The organism is Pseudomonas sp. TYF_14 (assembly GCF_043105275.1).
Classification (GTDB): Bacteria; Pseudomonadota; Gammaproteobacteria; order Pseudomonadales; family Pseudomonadaceae; genus Aquipseudomonas; species Aquipseudomonas alloputida.
The window spans coordinates 39,597-59,456 of sequence record NZ_JBICLK010000027.1; the positions used below are offsets into that span (position 1 = coordinate 39,597).

General features: G+C 63.5%; 16 protein-coding genes. 2 read left to right on the forward strand and 14 right to left on the reverse strand.

Annotated features, from left to right (window positions below):
* Window positions 1-95: 95 nt before the first annotated feature.
* The gene (locus ACF8O8_RS07165; RefSeq protein WP_392509470.1) at window positions 96-800 is read left to right on the forward strand and encodes a methyl-accepting chemotaxis protein; all 705 of its coding nucleotides are present in this window, start codon (window positions 96-98) and stop codon (window positions 798-800) included.
* A gap of 108 nt (window positions 801-908) precedes the next feature.
* Here the strand turns inward: ACF8O8_RS07165 and ACF8O8_RS07170 are convergent, their stop codons facing one another.
* The 14 genes from ACF8O8_RS07170 to hutC form a co-directional block, all read right to left on the reverse strand.
* Complete coding sequence (locus tag ACF8O8_RS07170; RefSeq protein ID WP_003249271.1) at window positions 909-1,643, reverse strand: amino acid ABC transporter ATP-binding protein; 735 nt, start codon at window positions 1,641-1,643, stop codon at window positions 909-911.
* A complete protein-coding gene (locus tag ACF8O8_RS07175) occupies window positions 1,636-2,598 on the reverse strand; it encodes an amino acid ABC transporter permease (RefSeq protein ID WP_392509440.1) in 963 nt (320 codons plus the stop codon). Before ACF8O8_RS07175 ends, ACF8O8_RS07170 begins: the two co-directional genes overlap by 8 nt.
* Window positions 2,599-2,677: 79 nt before the next feature.
* Window positions 2,678-3,475 (reverse strand): transporter substrate-binding domain-containing protein, encoded by a 798-nt coding sequence (locus ACF8O8_RS07180; RefSeq protein ID WP_026031986.1) that lies wholly within the window; start codon window positions 3,473-3,475, stop codon window positions 2,678-2,680.
* Window positions 3,476-3,771: 296 nt separating this feature from the next.
* Entirely contained in the window at window positions 3,772-6,345 is a 2,574-nt protein-coding gene (mdoH, locus tag ACF8O8_RS07185; RefSeq protein ID WP_010955584.1) for a glucans biosynthesis glucosyltransferase MdoH, read from the reverse strand.
* Entirely contained in the window at window positions 6,338-8,077 is a 1,740-nt protein-coding gene (locus ACF8O8_RS07190; protein WP_218277938.1) for a glucan biosynthesis protein G, read from the reverse strand. The genes mdoH and ACF8O8_RS07190 overlap by 8 nt, the downstream gene beginning before the upstream one ends.
* Window positions 8,078-8,340: 263 nt before the next feature.
* Window positions 8,341-8,778 carry a D-aminoacyl-tRNA deacylase gene (dtd, locus tag ACF8O8_RS07195; RefSeq protein WP_003249262.1) on the reverse strand — a complete coding sequence of 146 codons (438 nt, stop codon included), beginning with the start codon at window positions 8,776-8,778 and terminating at the stop codon, window positions 8,341-8,343.
* Window positions 8,775-9,746 carry a prolyl aminopeptidase gene (gene pip, locus ACF8O8_RS07200; RefSeq protein ID WP_003249260.1) on the reverse strand — a complete coding sequence of 324 codons (972 nt, stop codon included), beginning with the start codon at window positions 9,744-9,746 and terminating at the stop codon, window positions 8,775-8,777. The genes dtd and pip overlap by 4 nt, the downstream gene beginning before the upstream one ends.
* A gap of 169 nt (window positions 9,747-9,915) precedes the next feature.
* On the reverse strand, window positions 9,916-10,719 hold the full coding sequence (gene hutG, locus ACF8O8_RS07205; protein WP_010955586.1) for an N-formylglutamate deformylase: 804 nt from the start codon (window positions 10,717-10,719) through the stop codon (window positions 9,916-9,918).
* A 10-nt stretch (window positions 10,720-10,729) separates the two neighbouring features.
* Entirely contained in the window at window positions 10,730-11,935 is a 1,206-nt protein-coding gene (hutI, locus tag ACF8O8_RS07210; protein WP_392509441.1) for an imidazolonepropionase, read from the reverse strand.
* 15 nt (window positions 11,936-11,950) lie between these two features.
* Window positions 11,951-13,354, reverse strand: a complete 1,404-nt coding sequence (locus ACF8O8_RS07215) for an amino acid permease (protein ID WP_010955588.1) — start codon at window positions 13,352-13,354, stop codon at window positions 11,951-11,953.
* A 156-nt stretch (window positions 13,355-13,510) separates the two neighbouring features.
* Window positions 13,511-15,043 carry a histidine ammonia-lyase gene (hutH, locus tag ACF8O8_RS07220; RefSeq protein WP_392509442.1) on the reverse strand — a complete coding sequence of 511 codons (1,533 nt, stop codon included), beginning with the start codon at window positions 15,041-15,043 and terminating at the stop codon, window positions 13,511-13,513.
* A 108-nt stretch (window positions 15,044-15,151) separates the two neighbouring features.
* Complete coding sequence (hutU, locus tag ACF8O8_RS07225; RefSeq protein WP_004577162.1) at window positions 15,152-16,825, reverse strand: urocanate hydratase; 1,674 nt, start codon at window positions 16,823-16,825, stop codon at window positions 15,152-15,154.
* Window positions 16,826-17,026: 201 nt separating this feature from the next.
* A complete protein-coding gene (locus ACF8O8_RS07230) occupies window positions 17,027-17,599 on the reverse strand; it encodes a HutD family protein (RefSeq protein WP_350298483.1) in 573 nt (190 codons plus the stop codon).
* On the reverse strand, window positions 17,596-18,306 hold the full coding sequence (hutC, locus tag ACF8O8_RS07235; protein WP_172830964.1) for a histidine utilization repressor: 711 nt from the start codon (window positions 18,304-18,306) through the stop codon (window positions 17,596-17,598). The genes ACF8O8_RS07230 and hutC overlap by 4 nt, the downstream gene beginning before the upstream one ends.
* Window positions 18,307-18,450: 144 nt before the next feature.
* On the opposite strand from hutC, the gene ACF8O8_RS07240 reads away from it, so the two are divergent.
* A complete protein-coding gene (locus ACF8O8_RS07240; RefSeq protein ID WP_392509443.1) occupies window positions 18,451-19,815 on the forward strand; it encodes a formimidoylglutamate deiminase in 1,365 nt (454 codons plus the stop codon).
* The last annotated feature ends 45 nt before the right edge of the window (window positions 19,816-19,860 follow it).

The window sequence follows — 19,860 nt, forward strand, 5'->3', positions numbered from 1 at the left end:
CCGCCACGCAGTTGGCGGCCAGTAGCGAAGACACCAAGCTGCGCATCAATCAGCAGCGCGAGGAAACCGACCAGGTGGCGACTGCCATGAACCAGATGAGCGCCACCGTACAGGAAGTGGCACAGAACGCCGAGCAAGCCTCCCTGGCCGCGACCAACGCTGACCAGCAGGCGCAGGTGGGTGACCAGGTAGTCTCCGAAGCCATCGGCCGTATCGAACAACTGGCCGGGCAGATGGACCATTGCCTGGCGGCCATGCAGCACCTGGCAGGCGAGAGCCAAAGGATTGGCAGCATTCTCGATGTGATCAAGTCGGTGTCCGAACAGACCAATCTGCTGGCGTTGAACGCAGCGATCGAAGCCGCACGGGCCGGTGAGGCCGGGCGCGGCTTTGCCGTGGTGGCCGATGAGGTGCGTGGCCTGGCCCAGCGCACGTCGACGGCGACCGAGGAGATCGGCCAACTGATCGACAGCCTGCACAACGGTACCGACGAAGTGACCCGCTTGCTGGACAGCAGCAAGAGCCTGACCGAACAAAGCGTGGAGCTGAGCCGCAGGGCCGGGCACGCATTGAGCCAGATCACCGACACGGTATCGAGCATTCAGGGCATGAACCAGCAGATCGCCACCGCCAGTGAGGAACAGAGCGTGGTGGCCGAGCAGATCAACCGAAGTGTGATCAATGTGCGGGATGTTTCGGATCAGACCAGCGCGGCCAGTGAGCAGACGGCAGCCTCGAGTGGAGAGCTGGAGCAGTTGGGGCAGCAGTTGCGGGGGATGGTGAGGCGGTTCAACATCTGAAACCGAGTCGCCCTCTTCGCGGGCAAGCCCGCTCCCACAGTTACAACGCAGGTTTCGGAGCAGCGCTGACCTGTGGGAGCGGGCTTGCCCGCGAAGAGGCCGGTGCGGTTACAGCACCTGGCGCAGGAAAGCCTGCGCACGCGGGTCCTTCGGCGCGGCGAAGAACGCGGCGGGAGCCGAGTCTTCCAACAACTTGCCATGGTCAAAGAACAGCACCCGGTCGGCCACTTCTCGCGCAAAGCCCATTTCATGGGTGACACAGACCATGGTCATGCCTTCCTGGGCCAGGGTCTTCATCACGTCCAGCACCTCACCGACCATTTCCGGGTCAAGCGCAGAGGTGGGCTCGTCGAACAGCATCACTTTCGGGTCCATCGCCAGGGCCCGGGCAATCGCGACCCGCTGCTGCTGGCCGCCAGAAAGCCGGGACGGGAATTCGTTGGCCTTCTGCGCGATACCGACCTTTTCCAGCAGCGCCCGGGCCTTGGCCTCGCGGTCAGCCTTGTTGCGCTTGCGCACCACCTTCTGCGCCAGGCACAGGTTTTCCAGCACAGTCATGTGCGGAAACAGGTTGAAGTGCTGGAACACCATGCCGACTTCGCGGCGGTAGGCATTGATGTCGGTCTTGGGGTCGGCCAGTTGCAGGCCGTCGATGGCCACATGGCCTTGGTCGAAATGCTCCAGGCCGTTGAGGCAGCGCAGGAATGTCGACTTGCCCGACCCCGACGGGCCGAGCACGACCACCACTTCGCCCTTGGCGACCTGAGTGGTGACGTTATCCACAGCCCTTACCACCTGGCCACGGGTGTCGAAGACTTTCAGCAGGTCACGGACTTCAATCACTTTGCGCAAGCCTCCGCTCGAGCCGGCTGGCGATGTGCGACAGCGGCAGGTTGATCAGCAGGTACAGGCCTGCCACGCAGAACCAGATCTCGAAAGTAGAGAACGAGGTGGTGATAGCCTCACGGCCACTCTTGGTCAGTTCGGTGATGGCGATCACCGACACCAGCGAGGTGTCCTTGACCAGGCTGATGAACTGGCCGGCCAGGGGCGGAAGCACGCGCTTGAAGGCCTGCGGCAAGATCACATGGCGCATCGACTGGCCAGCGTTCAGGCCCAGCGACCGGGCAGCCTCGTTCTGACCTTTGGCGATCGACTGCACGCCTGCACGGACGATCTCGGCCACGTAAGCACCGGTGAACAATGCCAGCGCCGCTACCCCGGCAAACTCGCGGGACAGGTTGAGCACGGTGCCGATGAAGAAGTAGAAGATGAAGATTTGCACCAGCAGCGGCGTGCCGCGCACCAGCTCGACATACACGGTCGACAGGTCGCGCAGGGTCGGGTTGTTCGACAACCGGCACAATCCGGCGAACAGGCCGATCACCAGGCCCAGCGCCCCGGACACCACCGAGATCCACAAGGTGGTCCACAGGCCCCATGCCAGCGGGCCCGCGGCCCAATGGCGGGTTACCCCGATCTGGTCGCCTTCGGCAACATCGTCGCCGCGGCTCAGTTGCAGGCTGTCCTTGTCCACATCGAGCACTTGCTCGGCACCACTTTCGTCCTTCAGCGTGACGCGGGCGTTGTCACCGGAAATGACGATTTCCTGCACAGTGCCGTAGCCGGCAGCGCGTTGTGTTTCCTCGGCCTTGTAGGCGAAGTACTGCGGTACGCGGTTCCAGCGCCACTCGTAGGAAATCATCGAGGTGGCCATGTAAAGGCTGAGCGCCAGGCCTACCAGGACCAGGGCAGTCAACCCATGCCAAGGCCAATGGGCTTTCTTGTGTTTGATCACGTGGGGTACTTCCGTAAATGCGAACGCGCAGGGTTTGCCTGCGCGTCGGGGTCATAAAGCCGGGCTTGTGGCCTGAGCCTTATTCCATTTCCTTCAGCCAGTCCTTGTTCTTGAACCACTTGTCGTGAATACGATCGTAGGTCCCGTCGTGCTTGATCTGGTGCAGGAAGTTGTTGATGAAGTTGATGCTGTCGTAGTCGCCTTTCTTCAGGCCGAAGGCCAGCGGCTCGTAGGTGAAGGGCTCGTCGAGGAACAGCAGCTTGCCTGCACCGGCTTTATCCACCGCCACCACGTTGTACGGCGCGTCATAGACAAAGGCGTCGGCCTTGCCGTTGACCACGTCCATGACGGCTTCCTGTTCGTTGTCGTAGCCGTGGTACTTGGCTTTGCTGATCAGCTTCTTGGAGACCATTTCGCCGGTGGTGCCAAGCTTGGAGGTCAGGCGGTACTTCTCGTTGTTCAGGTCCTTGTACGACTTGATCTCGCCAGCCAGCTCCTTGCGGATCAGCAGGGTCTGGCCAACCACGATGAAGGGTTCGCTGAAGTTCAGGCGCAGGTTGCGCTCCTGGGTCAGGGTCATGCCGCTGCCGATCATGTCGAACTTGTCGGTCAGCAGGGCCGGGATGATGCCGTCATAGGCGGTGGACACTGCCTCGAACTTCACGCCCATGGACTTGGCCATGGCTTTGAGGATATCGACTTCGAAGCCGATGATCTCGCCACGTTTGTTGGTCATCTGGAACGGCATGTAAGTCGGGTCCATGCCCACCCGCAGGGTGCCACGCTTGACCGCGTCGTCGATGGCGCCTGCCTGGGCCGCGGTCACGGCGACCAGGGCGGTCACACCGACCAGCAGTCGCGAAAGGTATTTCTTGATCATCACCAAGTCCCCTAGCAAGAAAAGTAGCGAATCTTATTGTGTTGGCACGGCCGTACTGGCCGAAGCGTCGTATCGGAGAGGGATGCTAACGCATGGCGGCCCGTGGACCTAGAGCCGCAGGGGGACTTTGTTGGCCAAAATGAGGGGGTTAGGCCAAAAAGCTTCGCGGGTGAACCCGCTCCTACAAGGGCATGTGTATCCCTGGTAGGAGCGGGTTCACCCGCGAAGAGGCCCGGTCATGCGCCCCGTAGGGCGGGTTCATCGGGGCGCCGAACCGCCGCGAACAGGCCCGATCAAGCGCCGACGAGGCTCGGTTGGCCTGCGTTTTCAGGGTGCAACGGCAACAGCGGCGAATGCGGGTCATTGTTGATCGACGCACGCCACACATCGATCCATGCCGCATTGTGCTCGGCCCACACCTGCTCGTGCAGGCGGCTCAGTGCCACCGGGTCGCTGAGCAGAGCCAGGCGAGTATTGAGGTCCAGGCCTTTCGGCCCGACTTCAATCGCCTTGGCAACGCGCTCGGCACGCAACGCTTCGATCGGTGCCGCCTGGCCATGGCGGGCAGTGGCCATGGCACAGGCCAGGGCATTCTGCCGCGGGTCGACCACGGCCCGCACGAAGCCATCATGCAGGGCATGCCAGCGGTTTTCGTGGGTGTACTGGTCGGTAGCCAACAGCTCTTGTGGCGTGGCGTATTCCTCTGGGATTAGGAACAGCTTCTCGTCCTTGGCCGCCAGGCCCAGGCGGGTGCGGCTGGAAATCACCGATACCGGGATCGACAGCACCAGCGAACCGACGATAGGCGCCAGCCACCACAGGAAGCTCGGGTTCAACCACGCCACCAGTGCGGCCCAGGCAATGCCCAGCAGCGTCTGCGGGCCATGCCGGCGCACCGCTTCGCCCCACGGCGTGGAGTCGTCGTCACGCTGCGGCGAGTTCCAGGTCGCAGCCCAGCCGAGGAATGCGGCCAGCACGAAGCGGGTGTGGAAGATCATGCGTACCGGTGCCAGCAACATGGAGAACAGCATCTCCATCAGCATCGACAAGGTGACCTTGACGCGTCCACCGTACTCGACGGCGCCCTTGGCCCAGATCAGGATGACGCTGAGCAGCTTGGGCAGGAACAGCAGCACAATGGTGGTGGAGAACAGCGCCACAGCCTTCTCCGGGTGCCACTGCGGCCACAGCGGGTAAAGCTGGTACGGCTCGATGAAATACTGTGGCTCCATCAGCGTGTTGGTTGCCAGCAGCGCGGTCGACAGCACCAGGAACAGGAACCACAGCGGCGCCGACAGGTAAGACATCACCCCGGTAAGGAACACCGCACGGTGAACCGGGTGCATGCCCTTGACCAGGAACAGGCGGAAGTTCATCAGGTTGCCGTGGCACCAGCGGCGGTCGCGCTTGAGCTCGTCAAGCAGGTTTGGCGGCAGTTCTTCGTAGCTGCCCGGCAAGTCGTAGGCAATCCACACACCCCAGCCGGCACGGCGCATCAGCGCAGCTTCGACGAAGTCGTGGGAAAGGATGGCACCGGCGAACGCGCCTTTGCCCGGCAACGGCGCCAGGGCGCAGTGCTCGATGAACGGCTTCATGCGGATGATCGCGTTGTGGCCCCAGTAGTGCGACTCACCCAACTGCCAGAAGTGCAGACCGGCAGTGAACAGTGGGCCGTACACGCGGGTAGCGAACTGCTGCATGCGTGCATACAGGGTGTCCATGCCCGAGGCTTTCGGCCCGGTCTGGATGATGCCGGCGTCCGGGTTGGCCTCCATCAGGCGCACCAGGCTGCTCAGGCACTCGCCGCTCATGACGCTGTCGGCGTCGAGCACGACCATGTACTTGTACTCGCCACCCCAGCGACGGCAGAAGTCGTCGAGGTTACCGCTCTTGCGCTTCACACGGCGCCGACGGCGGCGGTAGAAGATGCGGCCAAAGCCTTTGGTTTCACGGCACACATCCAGCCAGGCCTGTTGCTCGGCCACGGCAATGTCGGTGTCGTTGGTGTCGCTGAGCACAAAGAAGTCGAACCGGTCGAGGTTGCCGCTGGCGGCCACCGACTCGAACGTTGCGCGCAGGCCGGCGAACACCCGCGGCACGTCTTCGTTGCAGATCGGCATCACCAGCGCGGTACGCGCCTCGGGCGCGATCGGCTCGTTGCCTGCGCTGCTACCGGAAATCTTGTATTTGTCACGCCCGGTGAGCAGCTCGAGGAAGCCCATCAGCGCGGTCCAGAAGCCCGCCGACACCCAGCAGAACAGGATGCCGAAGAGGATCAGGATGGAAGTTTGCAGGGCATACGGCCACACCTGCACCACCGTGTCCCACAGCGGCTGGTTGACGATTTCGTCAAAGTCCACGAACGACCAGCCCTGGTACGGCAGGATGCCTTTCATGTACCAGCCAGCGACGATGGTCTGGCCGATCATCAGCGCCAGCAGAATGTAACGGCGGATAGAGCCGACCGTGCGCCAGCGGGCCGGCGGCAGCTCGCGCTTGGGCGGCTGCGGGGCATTGGGGCGGCCGGTCATGCGTCGCCACATGCGGATCAGCACATTGGTGCGCCATGGCTCGGGCACGACCTTGGTGCGTTTGATCGGCGGGGCGATCTTCAGGCACAGGCGGCCGCTGCCGTCGACGCCGAGCATTTCGGCTTCTTCCAGCTCGGCGGCGCTGCCCACGGTCAGGCGCGGGCCCACCGAGGCCTGCACGGCCTCGGCAGAGCTGGCGGCCGGGTTGGCCGCCAAGCGTTGGTGTAGCTCACTGAACGAGGTGCAGCTGGCAAGCTCAGCCCGCTGCTCGTCGCTCAGTGGTAGGTGGGCCAGGTACTCGCCAAGCGATTCCGGCCTTGCGCTTGAGTTACTCATCGGCAGGCAACTGATAGCTCCAGGTCTCGGTCAGCACCTTCTCGGTGGTGGCCGGGGCCCCGTTGGTGGGCGCCGCATCGGCGGCAGGTTGTTCGGCCTTGGCAGATTGCTCAGCCTTGACGGCTTTCTCGGCCTTGGCATGCTTGGCTGCGGCCTTGTCCTGCTTGGCGTCCTGGGCAGGCTTGGCAGGCTCGACCGGTACATCACGCACCAGTGCGGCGCGCATTTCGGTCGACTTGTTGGCTTCCTTGACCTTCAGGCGCAGGGTCAGGCGCCAGCCCTTGGTCTCAGGGTTATAGCGCAGATTGTTCTCGACCACCTCGGCGTTGTCGCCCACGCTGATCTGGCTGCGCACGGCGGCGTCTTCCGGCAGGGCGGCAAGCGCCGGGCCGGCGAAGTCGACCAGGAATGCCACGCTGCCATCTGGCTGGCGGATCAGGTTGGACTGCTTGACGTCACCCGTGGAACGCAGGGTCTGCTTGACCCAGCCCAGATCAGGGGCCTGGAACTTCGGCTCGTCGATGGTCCAGTGCAGGCGGTAGGCGTACTCGAACGGCTTACCTGGCTCCGGCAGTTTCTCCGGGCTCCAGAAGGCCACGATATTGTCGTTGGTCTCGTCGGCGGTCGGGATTTCGACCAGGTCGACGCTACCCTTGCCCCAGTCACCCTTCGGCTCGATCCAGGCGCTTGGGCGCTTCTGGTAGTTGTCGTCGAGGTCTTCGTAGTCACTGAAGGCGCGCTGACGCTGCATCAGGCCGAAACCACGTGGGTTCTCGACGCTGAAGTTACTCACGGCCAGGTGTTTCGGGTTGTTCAGCGGGCGCCACAGCCACTCGCCGTTGCCGGCATGGATCGACAGGCCTTCGGAGTCGTGCAGGGCCGGGCGGTAGTTGAGCACCTTGGACGGCTGGTTGGGGCCGAACAGGTACATGCTGGTCAGCGGAGCAATGCCCAGGCGGCTGACATGATCACGCAGGAACACGCGGGACTGCACGTCGACCACGGTGTCGTTGCCTGGACGCAGGGTCAGCTTGTAGGCGCCGGTGGAGCGCGGCGAATCCAACAGCGCGTAGATCACCAGGTGCTTGTCGGCTGGCTTGGGCTTTTCAACCCAGAACTCGGTGAAGCGCGGGAATTCTTCGCCCGACGGCAGGGCGGTGTCGATGGCCAGGCCACGGGCAGACAGGCCGTACACGTGGCCCTTGCCGACTACGCGGAAATAGCTGGCGCCAAGCAGGGTCATGATCTCGTCCTGCTTGTCGGCCTTGTTGATCGGGTACAGCACGCGGAAACCGGCATAACCGAGGTTTTTCGTGGTTTCCGGGTCGTGCGGCACGTCACCGAACTCGAAGCGGTCCGGGTCGTACTTGATTTCCTCGACCTTGGTGGCGGTGACCTCGTTGATTTTCACCGGGGTGTCGAAGTGCATGCCCTGATGATAGAACGACAGCTTGAACGGGGTCTTGTCCTTGGCCCACTCGGCCTTTTCCTGCAGGAAACGGATTTTCTGGTAGTCCGCGAACTTCATGTCGCGGAACACGGCCGGCAGGTTGCTTTTTGGCGCTTCGTACTTCTGGCCGGCCAGATCCTTTGCCTTGGCAGCAACATCGTCAAGATTGAATGCCCACAGCTGGCCCGCGCTCATCAGGCCGACCAGAGCCACACTGGCCATCAGCGCCTTGCGTAGCCCGACGCTGGGGATTCTTGATGCTTTTTGGGGACTAACAATCACGAGCAACCCTCGCCGAAAACAGATCATGAAACCAACGGCCAGCGACAAATGCCGGGTTGGCGAGCACTGTTCGGACCCCGAGAGGGCGTAATGATTCCCCAAACGGATCCAGACAATGCTCGAGTCAGAGTGAAACGGACCTACGAACGCAGGTCCATGCAGCGCGCGATTATCCAGCAGGTTGCGTGACAACGCATCAGGCTGGAGCAACTATTTATCGTACAAAACCCCTTGTTTTCCTGTGAACAACGGGTTTTTTGACCTCATATTTGTAACATAAATGTTACCGGGCCATCATTGACCAGGTGCACCTGCATATCCGCACCAAAACGGCCGCTGGCTACGTCGGCGTACTGAGCTTTTGCCTGTTGCAAAAGATAGTCGAACAACTCGGCGCCGAGGGCCGGTGGCGCTGCGGTCGAGAAGCTTGGACGCATGCCATTGCGGGTGTCGGCCGCCAAGGTGAACTGTGACACCAGTAGCAGGCCACCCCCGACATCCTTGAGCGACAGGTTCATCTTGCCCTGCTCGTCACTGAACACCCGGTAGTTCAGCAGCTTGTGCAACAGCTTATCGGCCTGTTCACGGGAATCTTCAGGCTCGACCGCGACCAGCACCAGCAACCCTTGGTCGATGGCGCCGACCACCTCCCCCGCCACTTCAACCCGCGCACCGCGCACGCGCTGCAGCAGGCCCCTCATGCTTCTTCCAGAGGCAAATCGAGCAGGCGCCGGGCCATCTGGTCGGCGGCACGCACCAAGGCATCGGTGATGCCAGGCTCGGAAGCCGCGTGACCGGCGTCACGGATCACTTTCAACTCACTGTTCGGCCAGGCCTGGTGCAACGCCCAGGCGTTGTCCAAGGGGCAGATCACATCGTAGCGACCATGCACGATCACCGCCGGCAGGTGGGCGATTTTGGGCAGATCGCGGATCAGCTGGTCCGGTTCGAGGAAGGCGTTGTTCATGAAGTAGTGGCATTCGATGCGGGCGATCGACAGCGCCCGCTGCGGTTCGGAAAAGCGGTCGACCACCAGCGGGTTGGGGCGCAGGGTGGCGGTACGGCCTTCCCAGGTGGACCACGCCTTGGCGGCGTGCATCTGGGCGATCTGGTCGTTACCGGTCAGGCGCTTGTGGAAGGCCCTGACCAGGTCGCCGCGTTCCTCCGGTGGAATCGGTGCGATGTAGTCCTGCCAGTAGTCGGGGAACAGGCGGCTGGCGCCTTCCTGGTAGAACCACTCGATTTCCTGCGGCCGGCACAGGAAGATGCCGCGCAGGATCAGGCCGTGCACGCGTTCGGGGTGAGCCTGAGCGTAGGCCAGGGCCAGGGTCGAGCCCCAAGAACCACCGAACAGCACCCACTTGTCTATGCCAAGGTGTTCGCGAATGCGCTCCAGGTCTTCGACCAGGTGCCAGGTGGTGTTGTTCTCCAGGCTCGCATGGGGCGTGGAGCGGCCACAGCCGCGCTGGTCGAAGGTGATGATGCGGTACAGGTTGGGATCAAAGTAGCAGCGGCTCTGGGCGTCGCAGCCAGCACCGGGGCCTCCGTGGATGAACACCACGGGCAGACCTTCCGGCGAGCCGCTTTCGTCGACATAAAGCACATGCGGCGCTTCCACGGCCAGATCGTGCCTGGCGTAGGGTTTGATCTGCGGGTAGAGGGTCTGCATTGCGCACTCCGTGTGAGGATTATTCGGCCGTGGGCCATCATAAACCTGAATTGCGCTTTCAGCACCGTCCTTGCTGACGCGTTCGAACGGCGCGAATTGACCCTTGCGCAGAATTCCGGCAACTGCCTCCCACGGTGCCTGGCGACGCCGATAGCGTCGCCGCCTCCACTCAACGCTTGTAACGCTCGTCGCCCCAGGCCAGCAGCGCTTGCAGTAGCTGCCTCAATACCGCTTGCGTCGGTTGCGCCAAGTCTTCCCGGTAGGCAAAAGGCTCGACTTCCTCCATATAGGTGCTTTGCGCCAGCTCCAGTTGCACAGCATGGATATGGTTGGCCGGGTCGCCATAATGCCGGGTGATGTGACCGCCTTTGAACCGACCATTAAGCACATGGTTGTAACCTTGCACCTTGGCGCACACACCCTGCAGCCGATCAGCCAGTGCAGGATCGCAACTGGCGCCGTTGAAAGTACCCAGGTTGAAGTCCGGTAACTTGCCGTCGAACAGGTGCGGGATCAGCGAACGGATCGAATGGGCATCCCACAGCAGCGCATAGCCAAACTGCTCACGCAAGCGATCCAGTTCACGACGAATAGTCGTGTGATAAGGGCGCCAGATTTGCTCCAGGTAGCGTTTGCGCTCTTCGCCAGACGGCGCCAGCCCGTCTTTGAAGAGGGGTTCGCCGCCGAACAAGGTCGCCGGGTACAAGCCCGTGGTGGCGCCGACGTACAGCGGCTTGTCGTCCTCCGGACGGTTCAGGTCGATGACGAAGCGTGAGTACTCTGCGGCCACCACGCTGGCGCCCATGTCACGGGCAAAGTCGTACAACTGCGGGATGTGCCAGTCGGTGTCCGGCAAGCTTTGCGCCTGGTCGACCAGGCCGTCGCGCACGGCGTCGGTCAGACGCAAGCCAGCGTGCGGCATGCTGATCAGCAGCGGCAGGCGACCTTGGTGAAAACTCAATACCTTGTCCATCGTGCCTCGCTCAGTTGGAGATTTCGTGGCCCATGCGCACTACACGCTTGGGCAGGTCGCCACCCAGCCAGTAGGCCAGGTCGGCGGGGCGTTCGATTTGCCAGGCAACGAAGTCAGCCACCTTGCCCACTTGCAGCGAACCGTGGCTGTCACCCAAGCCCAGCGCCGTGGCAGCGTGCACCGTAACGCCTGCCAGGGCCTCTTCCGGCGTCATGCGGAAGCAGGTGCAGCCCATGTTCAGCATCAACCGCAGCGACAACCCTGGCGAGGTGCCGGGGTTGAGGTCGCTGGCCAGGGCAATCTTTACCCCGTGGCGGCGCAATGCATCCATTGGCGGCAGCTGGGTTTCACGCAGGAAGTAGAAAGCACCCGGTAGCAGCACGGCGACCGTGCCGGCGCTTGCCATGGCCACGGCGTCTTCCTCTGTCATGAACTCCAGATGGTCAGCCGACAGTGCCTGGTAACGCGCGGCCAGGCTTGAGCCGTGCAACGATGACAGTTGTTCGGCATGCAGCTTGACCGGCAGGCCCAGTTCGCGCGCCTTGATGAACAGCCGCTCGACCTGGGCCGGCGAGAACGCGAGGTGTTCGCAGAAGGCATCCACCGCATCCACCAGGCCTTCGCCGGCCAAGGCCGGCAACATCTCGTCACAGATGTGCGCGATGTAGTCGTCGGCCCGACCCGCGTACTCCGGGGGCAAAGCGTGCGCCGCCAGGCACGTGGCACGCACCGTCAGCGGCAGCTCGTCGGCCAGGCGGCGGGCCACTCGCAGCATCTTGCGCTCGTTGGCCAGGTCCAGGCCGTAGCCGGACTTGATCTCGAGGGTGGTCACGCCATCGCGCATCAGTGCCTGAACGCGCTGGCGAGCACTGGCGAACAACTCGTCTTCGCTGGCCGCACGGGTAGCCCGCACAGTGCTGGCGATACCGCCACCCTGTGCGGCGATTTCGGCATAGCTCACGCCCTGCAGGCGTTGCTCGAACTCGCCGCTGCGGTTGCCGCCGAACACCGCATGGGTGTGGCAGTCGATCAGCCCGGGAGTGACCCAGGCACCACCCAGGTCAACCGTGCGGTCAGCTTCGACGGGCGCCAGCTCGGCGCGCGGGCCTATCCACTCGATCAGCCCGGCGCTGGTGACGATCGCCGCATCCTCGATGGCCGAGTAGCGGCCATCGGCCATGGTTGCAACATGGCAATGCTGCCAGAGGGTTCTCATGCACAATCTCCTTTGCTAGCGGTGCAGCTCGGCCGGCTCCGCTACCGGCTGGCCCTGCCCTGCGCGCGGCTTGCACCACAGCAGGTAGGACGCCACCAGGAATACCACCCAGATCACGCCGACGATCAATGCCGCCTGGGTGTCCGGGAAGTAACCGAGCACGCCAAAGATGAACACCATGAACGCAATGGCCATGGCCGGGCCGTATGGCCAGAACGGTACCGGAAACTTGAGCTGGGCCACTTGCTCGCGGCTCATGCTGCGGCGCATGGCTACCTGGGTGAGCAGGATCATCAGCCACACCCACACCGTGGCGAAGGTGGCGATCGAGGCAATCAGCAGGAACACATTTTCCGGGATCAGGTAGTTGAGCAATACGCCGATCAGCAGCGCAGCCCCCATCACCACGACGGTCATCCACGGTACGCCATGTTTCGACAACTTGCTGAAACCGCGCGGGGCGTGGCCTTGCTGGGCCAGGCCATACATCATGCGGCCAGCGCCAAAGATGTCGCTGTTGATGGCGGAGATGGCAGCGGAAATCACCACGACGTTCAGCACGGCAGCGGCAGAGCCAATGCCCAGGTTGCTGAAGATCTGCACGAACGGGCTGCCCTGGCTGCCGATCTGCGGCCATGGGTACAGGCACATCAGCACGAACAGGGTGAGCACGTAGAACAGCAGGATACGCAGTGGCACCGCGTTGATCGCTTTGGGAATGACGCGCTGCGGGTCTTTTGCCTCGCCGGCGGTGACGCCGATGATCTCGATACCGCCGAAGGCGAACATCACCACGGCAAACGACGCAATCAAGCCCCCCACGCCGTTAGGCATGAAGCCGCCGTGGTCGAACAGGTTGCTCATGCCCACGGCATGCCCGGTACCCACCTGGCTGAAACCGAAAGCCATGATGCCGAGGCCGGCCAGGATCATCGCCACGATGGCGCCGACCTTGAGCAGCGACAGCCAGAATTCCATTTCGCCGAATACCTTGACGTTGCACAGGTTGAGGCCGCCGATCAGGAAAACGATGCCCAGCACCCAGATCCAGCGGGCTACCTCCGGGAACCAGAAGCCCATGTAGATACCGAACGCGGTGACGTCGGCGATGGCGACGATGACCATCTCGAAAGCGTAGGTCCAGCCAAGGATGAAGCCGGCCATTGGGCCGAGGTAGGTGGTGGCGTAGTGGCCGAAGGAGCCGGCCACCGGGTTGTGCACGGCCATTTCGCCAAGGGCGCGCATGACCATGAACACTGCAGCGCCGCCGATCAGGTAGGCCAGCAGAACGGCCGGGCCTGCCATCTGGATGGCCGAGGCAGAGCCGTAGAAAAGGCCGGTGCCGATGGCGGAGCCGAGGGCCATGAAACGGATGTGGCGGGCACTTAGCCCGCGCTTGAGACCTTGAGCTTGTTGCATGTCACGTCCTTGAATTGTTTTTGTGGTCGTGAGATTCAGGGGGCTGCTGCGCAGCCCCTTCGCGGGTACGCCCGCTCCCACAGGGGATGGTGTTTTGCACCTACTTCTGTGGGAGCGGGCGCGCCCGCGAAGGGCCGCCCAGCGGCCCCAGGGGCGTTACAGGCTTGGCAGTACACCCGCCGGCAGCAAGCCGGTCAGACTACCCTTGGCCAACAGGTCCACGGCCTTTTCGATATCCGGCGCGAAGAAACGGTCACGGTCGTAGTGCGGCACCTCACTGCGCAGCGCCTGGCGCGCCTGCTCCAGCTTGGCCGAAGTCTTCAGGCCTTTGCGCAGGTCCAGGCCCTGGCACGCGCCCAGCCATTCGATGGCCAGCACGCCACGGGTGTTTTCGGCCATTTCCCACAGGCGCTTGCCGGCGGCCGGGGCCATCGACACGTGGTCCTCCTGGTTGGCCGAAGTTGGCAGGCTGTCGACGCTGTGCGGGTGCGACAAAGCCTTGTTCTCGCTGGCCAGGGCGGCAGCGGTGACCTGGGCGATCATGAAGCCGGAGTTGACCCCACCGTTTTCCACCAGGAACGGCGGCAGCTGGGACATGTGCTTGTCCATCATCAGCGAGATGCGGCGCTCGCTGAGCGAGCCGATTTCAGCGATGGCCAGGGCCAGGTTGTCAGCCGCCATGGCCACCGGTTCGGCGTGGAAGTTGCCGCCGGAGATCACATCACCTTCGGCAGCGAACACCAGCGGGTTGTCCGACACAGCGTTGGCTTCGATGCCCAGTACCTCGGCGGCCTGACGCAGCTGGGTCAGGCAGGCACCCATGACCTGCGGCTGGCAGCGCAGCGAGTACGGGTCCTGGACCTTGTCGCAGTTCTTGTGCGACAGCGACACTTCGCTGGAGTCGCCCAGCAGGTCGCGGAAGCAGGCCGCGGTGTCGATCTGGCCGCGTTGGCCACGCACTTCGTGGACACGCGCATCGAAGGGCGAGCGCGAGCCCAATGCGGCTTCGACGCTCAGGCCGCCGCAGGCGATGGCCGCGGCATACAGGTCTTCGGCCTGGAACAGGCCACGCAAGGTATAGGCGGTGGAGGCCTGGGTACCGTTGAGCAGGGCCAGGCCCTCTTTGGCGGCCAGGGTCAGCGGTTCGAGGCCGGCAATCGCCAAGGCTTCGGTGGCCGGCAGCCACTGGCCCTTGTAGCGGGCCTTGCCTTCGCCCAGCAGCACCAGCGACATATGCGCTAGCGGGGCAAGGTCACCGGATGCGCCTACCGAGCCTTTCAGCGGGATGTGCGGGTAGACTTCGGCGTTGACCAGGGCAATAAGCGCGTCGATGACTTTGCGGCGGATGCCGGAGAAGCCACGGCTGAGGCTGTTGATCTTCAGTACCATGATCAACCGCACCAGGTCGTCATCCAGCGGCGCGCCGATACCGGCGGCGTGGGACAGCACCAGCGAGCGCTGCAGGTTCTCCAGGTCATGGCTGGCGATGCGGGTCGAGGCCAGCAGGCCGAAACCGGTGTTGATGCCGTAGGCAGTACGGTCTTCGGCAATGATCTGCTCGACACAGGCGACGCTGGCGTCGATGGCCGGTGCGGCGCTGGCATCCAGTTGCAGGCGCACGGGCGCGGCATGGATCGCGCGCAGCTGGGCCAGGGTCAGGGTGCCAGGCTTGAGGGTGAGTTCGGTCACGTTACTACTCCAAATCGCGTGGAGCCGCAGGCCCGCTTGTGGGTACCTGCGCGCTCCTTCTTGTTGTTCAGTATCACCCCTTGCAGGGTGCGATCCAAAGCGTGGTGATCAGCCGGTGATCATCGGCAGGTCCAGGCCCTGCTCCTTGGCGCAGTCGATGGCGATGTCATAACCGGCATCGGCGTGACGCATGACGCCAGTCCCTGGGTCGTTGGTCAGTACCCGGGCGATGCGCTCGGCGGCCTCATCGGTACCGTCGCAGACGATGACCATGCCCGAGTGCTGCGAGAAGCCCATGCCCACGCCACCGCCATGGTGCAGCGATACCCAGGTGGCGCCGCCTGCGGTGTTCAGCAGGGCGTTGAGCAGCGGCCAGTCGGAAACAGCGTCCGAACCATCACGCATGGCCTCGGTTTCGCGGTTCGGGCTGGATACCGAGCCGGAGTCGAGGTGGTCACGGCCGATCACCACCGGTGCCGACAGCTCGCCGCTGCGGACCATTTCGTTGAAAGCCAGGCCCAGCTTGGCGCGAAGGCCCAGCCCCACCCAGCAGATACGTGCCGGCAGGCCCTGGAAGCTGATGCGCTCGCGGGCCATGTCCAGCCAGCGGTGCAGGTGGGCGTCGTCGGGGATCAGTTCCTTGACCTTGGCGTCGGTCTTGTAGATGTCCTCGGCTTCACCGGACAGCGCCGCCCAGCGGAACGGGCCGACGCCGCGGCAGAACAGTGGGCGGATGTAGGCCGGGACGAAGCCTGGGAAGTCGAAGGCATTGGCCACGCCCTCCTCCTTGGCCATCTGGCGGATGTTGTTGCCGTAATCGAAGGTCGGGATGCCCTGCTTCTGGAAGTCCAGCATGGCCTGCACGTGCACGGCCATCGACTGCTTGGCGGCCTTGACCACTGCAGCCGGTTCGGTCTGCGCACGATCGCGGTACTGTTCCCAGGTCCAGCCGGCTGGCAGGTAGCCGTTCAGTGGGTCGTGGGCGCTGGTCTGGTCGGTGACCATGTCCGGGCGGACGCCACGTTTGACCAGCTCTGGGAGGATTTCGGCGGCGTTGCCGTGCAGGGCGATGGAGATGGCCTTGCCTTCGGCGGTGTACTTGGCGATGCGTGCGAGGGCGTCGTCGAGGTCAGTGGCCTGCTCGTCGACGTAGCGGGTTTCCAGGCGGAAGTCGATACGGCTCTGCTGGCATTCGATGTTCAGCGAGCAAGCCCCAGCCAGGGTCGCGGCCAGTGGCTGGGCGCCGCCCATGCCGCCCAGGCCAGCGGTGAGTACCCACTTGCCTTTCAGGCTGCCGCCGTAGTGCTGGCGACCGGCTTCGACGAAGGTTTCATAGGTGCCCTGGACGATGCCCTGGCTGCCGATGTAGATCCAGCTGCCGGCGGTCATCTGGCCATACATCGCCAGGCCCTTGGCGTCCAGTTCGTTGAAGTGTTCCCAGTTGGCCCAGTGTGGCACCAGGTTGGAGTTGGCGATCAGCACGCGCGGTGCGTTGCTGTGGGTCTTGAACACACCGACCGGCTTGCCCGACTGCACCAGCAGGGTTTCGTCGTCCTCCAGGCGGGTCAGGGTTTCGACGATCTTGTCGTAGCAGGCCCAGTTGCGCGCGGCGCGGCCGATACCGCCGTATACCACCAGCTCTTTCGGGTTTTCCGCGACCTGTGGATCGAGGTTGTTCATCAGCATGCGCAGTGGCGCTTCGGTCAGCCAGCTTTTGGCGGTCAGCTTGTTGCCACGTGGGGCACGGATTTCAACGTCACGGTATTTGTTGTTGTCGGTCACGGGAAAGGTCCTCTGCGGTCGTCCGCGGGCGGGTATGTCGTGGTCAATATACAAACACACCTTTACTTGTATGTACAAGCATGGACAACCAAAATAATCGGACCTTGCCGTTCCTGGCTTGAGATTTATGTTGGGGTATAGATCGAGCGCCGCCCGCGCGGCGCTCGATCTCACAGGCGCCAAAAATCTACAGCCGAACCTTCAGCGCCCATCAAGTTCGATCAGGCAGAACCGCCCCTGAACCTCCAGCCCCAGCAATTCATCATTGCCTTCCAGCCGCAAGCAGTCGAACAACCCCAACCGCTGCGTCTCGCGCCCGGAAATAGTGACTTCGACCAGGCTGCTGGCAGCAAACAACAACACCGTCGACGCCGAGCTGTACACCCGGCTGGTGCCATCCAGCCACTGCAGCCGCGCCCGATATCGCTGCGGTGCATAGATCAGGTTGAAATCGCGGATCGCCCCGCCCAGCAACTTGCAGCTGACCTGGCTCTCGCCGCTGAACGCAAACGCATCGAACGCCAGCAATGGCCGACTGGCCTGGCCATCGACCAGCAGGCGCATGCCGTCGCCCTGCAGCACGGTGATGATCCGCTGGTAGCCGGCGAAGGTGGAAAAGCCCCCCGACTCTTCGATGTCGGCAATCGACAGACGCCAACCAAAACCGTCCAGACCCTCGCCACTGTCGCGGGTGATCTCTTCGGTGAAACCACCACCGTTCTTCCAAGGCATGCGCGGGTAATCGTGCGCACGCAACAATTGCAGCTGACTCATTTGCTGAAACGTCCTTCCAGGCGATGACGGGAACCGGGGTGGATCAGCCGTGCAGCGGTCACCGGCTGGCGGCCGGACCAGGTGCGACGACGAATCAGCAGGCAAGGCTCGCCCCGGTCGATCTGCAACAGGGTGCATTCTTCCGGCTCGGCCAGGATTGCCTCGACCACATGCTCGCCCTCCGTCAGCGGCGCCACCTGGGACAGGTAGGCGTAAGGCGTCTGCCGGGTGAAGTCCTGCTTGAGGTAATCGGGCGCAATGGCCGCGTTGACGTAACGGTCCTCGATCTGCACTGGCACGCCGTTCTCGAAATGCACGATCAGCGAATGGAACACGCGCTGACCTTCACGCATGTCCAGCGCCAGCGCCCGTTCGGAGCCGGCCGCTTCTTCGGCAAGCGTGATCACCTGGCAGCTATGCTGGTGTCCGCGCGCGGCAATTTCGTCGGCAATGTTGTTGACCTCGAACAGCGCCGAACGGCCCTTGGGCTCGGCCACGAAGGTGCCGACCCCTTGCATGCGCACCAGCAGGCCTTCTGCGGTGAGTTCACGCAGGGCGCGGTTGATGGTCATGCGGCTGAAGCCCAGCTCGTTGACCAGCTCGCTCTCGGAGGGTACCCGGTGATGCGGTGGCCAGCTGCCGTTGTCGATCTGCTGGATGATCATCTGTTTGACCCGGGCGTAGAGCGGCGCCGGGCCCTCGCCCATCTGGGCAACCAGCACGGAGACAGGAGGTGTCGGCACGGCGATGGATCCTTGTGCAAATGAAATGAGCGGTAGCTTGCCGCAGTTTACCCGGCAGGCAAACGCCTGTATATGTATATACAAGTTAACAATAACAGGATTCCACCGATGTCAGCCTACTTCGCCGAACGCGCCCTGCTACCTACGGGTTGGGCCAGCCATGTGCGTATCGAGGTCGCCAGCGATGGCCGTGTGGCCAGCATCGAGCCTGGCGCTTCGGCCGAAGACGCCGAGCGCCTGGCCGGCCCGCTGCTGCCCGGCATGCCCAACCTGCACTCGCATGCCTTCCAGCGCGCCATGGCAGGCCTGGCGGAAGTCGCCGGCAACCCCAACGACAGTTTCTGGACCTGGCGAGACCTGATGTACCGCCTGGTCGGGCAGATCAGCCCAGAGCAGCTTCAGGTCATCGCCCGCCAGCTGTACATCGAGATGCTCAAGGCCGGCTACACCTCAGTGGCCGAATTCCATTACGTGCACCACGACCAGGCCGGCAAGCCTTACGCCGACCCGGCCGAGCTGTCGCGACGCATTAGCGCGGCTGCAGCCGACAGCGGCATCGGCCTGACCTTGCTACCGGTGCTGTACAGCCATGCAGGCTTTGGCGGCCAGGCGCCGAACGACGGGCAGCGGCGCTTCATCAACTCCACTGAACAGTACCTGCAACTGCAAGCGCAACTCTTCCCGTTGCTGGCCGCGCAACCCGCGCAGCACCTGGGCCTGTGCTTCCACTCGCTGCGGGCGGTGAGGCCTGGGCAGATCGCCGAAGTGCTGGCGGCCAGCGACAGGCAGTGCCCGGTGCATATCCACATCGCCGAACAGCAGAAGGAAGTCGACGACTGCCTGGCCTGGAGCGGCCTGCGCCCGCTGCAGTGGCTGTACGAGCACGTGGACGTGGACCGCCGCTGGTGCCTGGTACACGCTACCCATGCCGAACCGGACGAAGTGACTGCCATGGCCCGCAGCGGCGCGGTCGCCGGGTTGTGCCTGACCACCGAAGCCAACCTGGGCGATGGGATCTTCCCGGCAGTGGATTTCCTGGCACAGGGCGGGCGCATGGGCATTGGTTCGGACAGCCATGTGTCGTTAAGCGTGGTGGAGGAGCTGCGCTGGCTGGAATATGGCCAGCGCCTGCGGGACCAGCGACGCAACCGCCTGTATCGCGGCGACCAGCCGATGGTCGGGCGCACGCTGTATGACGCGGCGCTGAGCGGTGGTGCGCAGGCGCTGGGGCAGGCGATCGGCGAGTTGGCGGTGGGCAAGCGTGCCGACTGGCTGGTGCTCGATGGGCAGGACCCCTACATCGCCATGGCGGAGGGTGATGCCATTCTCAACCGTTGGCTGTTTGCCGGTGGCGATCGCCAGGTGCGCGATGTGATGGTGAATGGGCAATGGGTGGTGCGCCAGGGGCGGCATGCCCAGGAAGAAGAAAGCGGGCGGGCGTTTGCCAAGGTGTTGCGCCAGCTTTTGGGCTGAGCGTACCGGGGCTGCGTTGCAGCCCTTCGCGTGCAAGCCCGCGAA

What these genes read in the sequence shown, in the direction of transcription:
- mdoH (WP_010955584.1), bottom strand. Translation starts at nt 6,345, where the DNA reads ATGAGTAACTCAAGCGCAAGGCCGGAATCGCTTGGCGAGTACCTGGCC.
- ACF8O8_RS07240 (WP_392509443.1), top strand. Translation starts at nt 18,451, where the DNA reads ATGTCAGCCTACTTCGCCGAACGCGCCCTGCTACCTACGGGTTGGGCC.
- hutI (WP_392509441.1), bottom strand. Translation starts at nt 11,935, where the DNA reads ATGAGAACCCTCTGGCAGCATTGCCATGTTGCAACCATGGCCGATGGC.
- ACF8O8_RS07230 (WP_350298483.1), bottom strand. Translation starts at nt 17,599, where the DNA reads ATGAGTCAGCTGCAATTGTTGCGTGCGCACGATTACCCGCGCATGCCT.
- hutC (WP_172830964.1), bottom strand. Translation starts at nt 18,306, where the DNA reads ATGGGCGAGGGCCCGGCGCCGCTCTACGCCCGGGTCAAACAGATGATC.
- ACF8O8_RS07215 (WP_010955588.1), bottom strand. Translation starts at nt 13,354, where the DNA reads ATGCAACAAGCTCAAGGTCTCAAGCGCGGGCTAAGTGCCCGCCACATC.
- hutG (WP_010955586.1), bottom strand. Translation starts at nt 10,719, where the DNA reads ATGGACAAGGTATTGAGTTTTCACCAAGGTCGCCTGCCGCTGCTGATC.
- ACF8O8_RS07165 (WP_392509470.1), top strand. Translation starts at nt 96, where the DNA reads ATGAGCGCCACCGTACAGGAAGTGGCACAGAACGCCGAGCAAGCCTCC.
- dtd (WP_003249262.1), bottom strand. Translation starts at nt 8,778, where the DNA reads ATGAGGGGCCTGCTGCAGCGCGTGCGCGGTGCGCGGGTTGAAGTGGCG.
- pip (WP_003249260.1), bottom strand. Translation starts at nt 9,746, where the DNA reads ATGCAGACCCTCTACCCGCAGATCAAACCCTACGCCAGGCACGATCTG.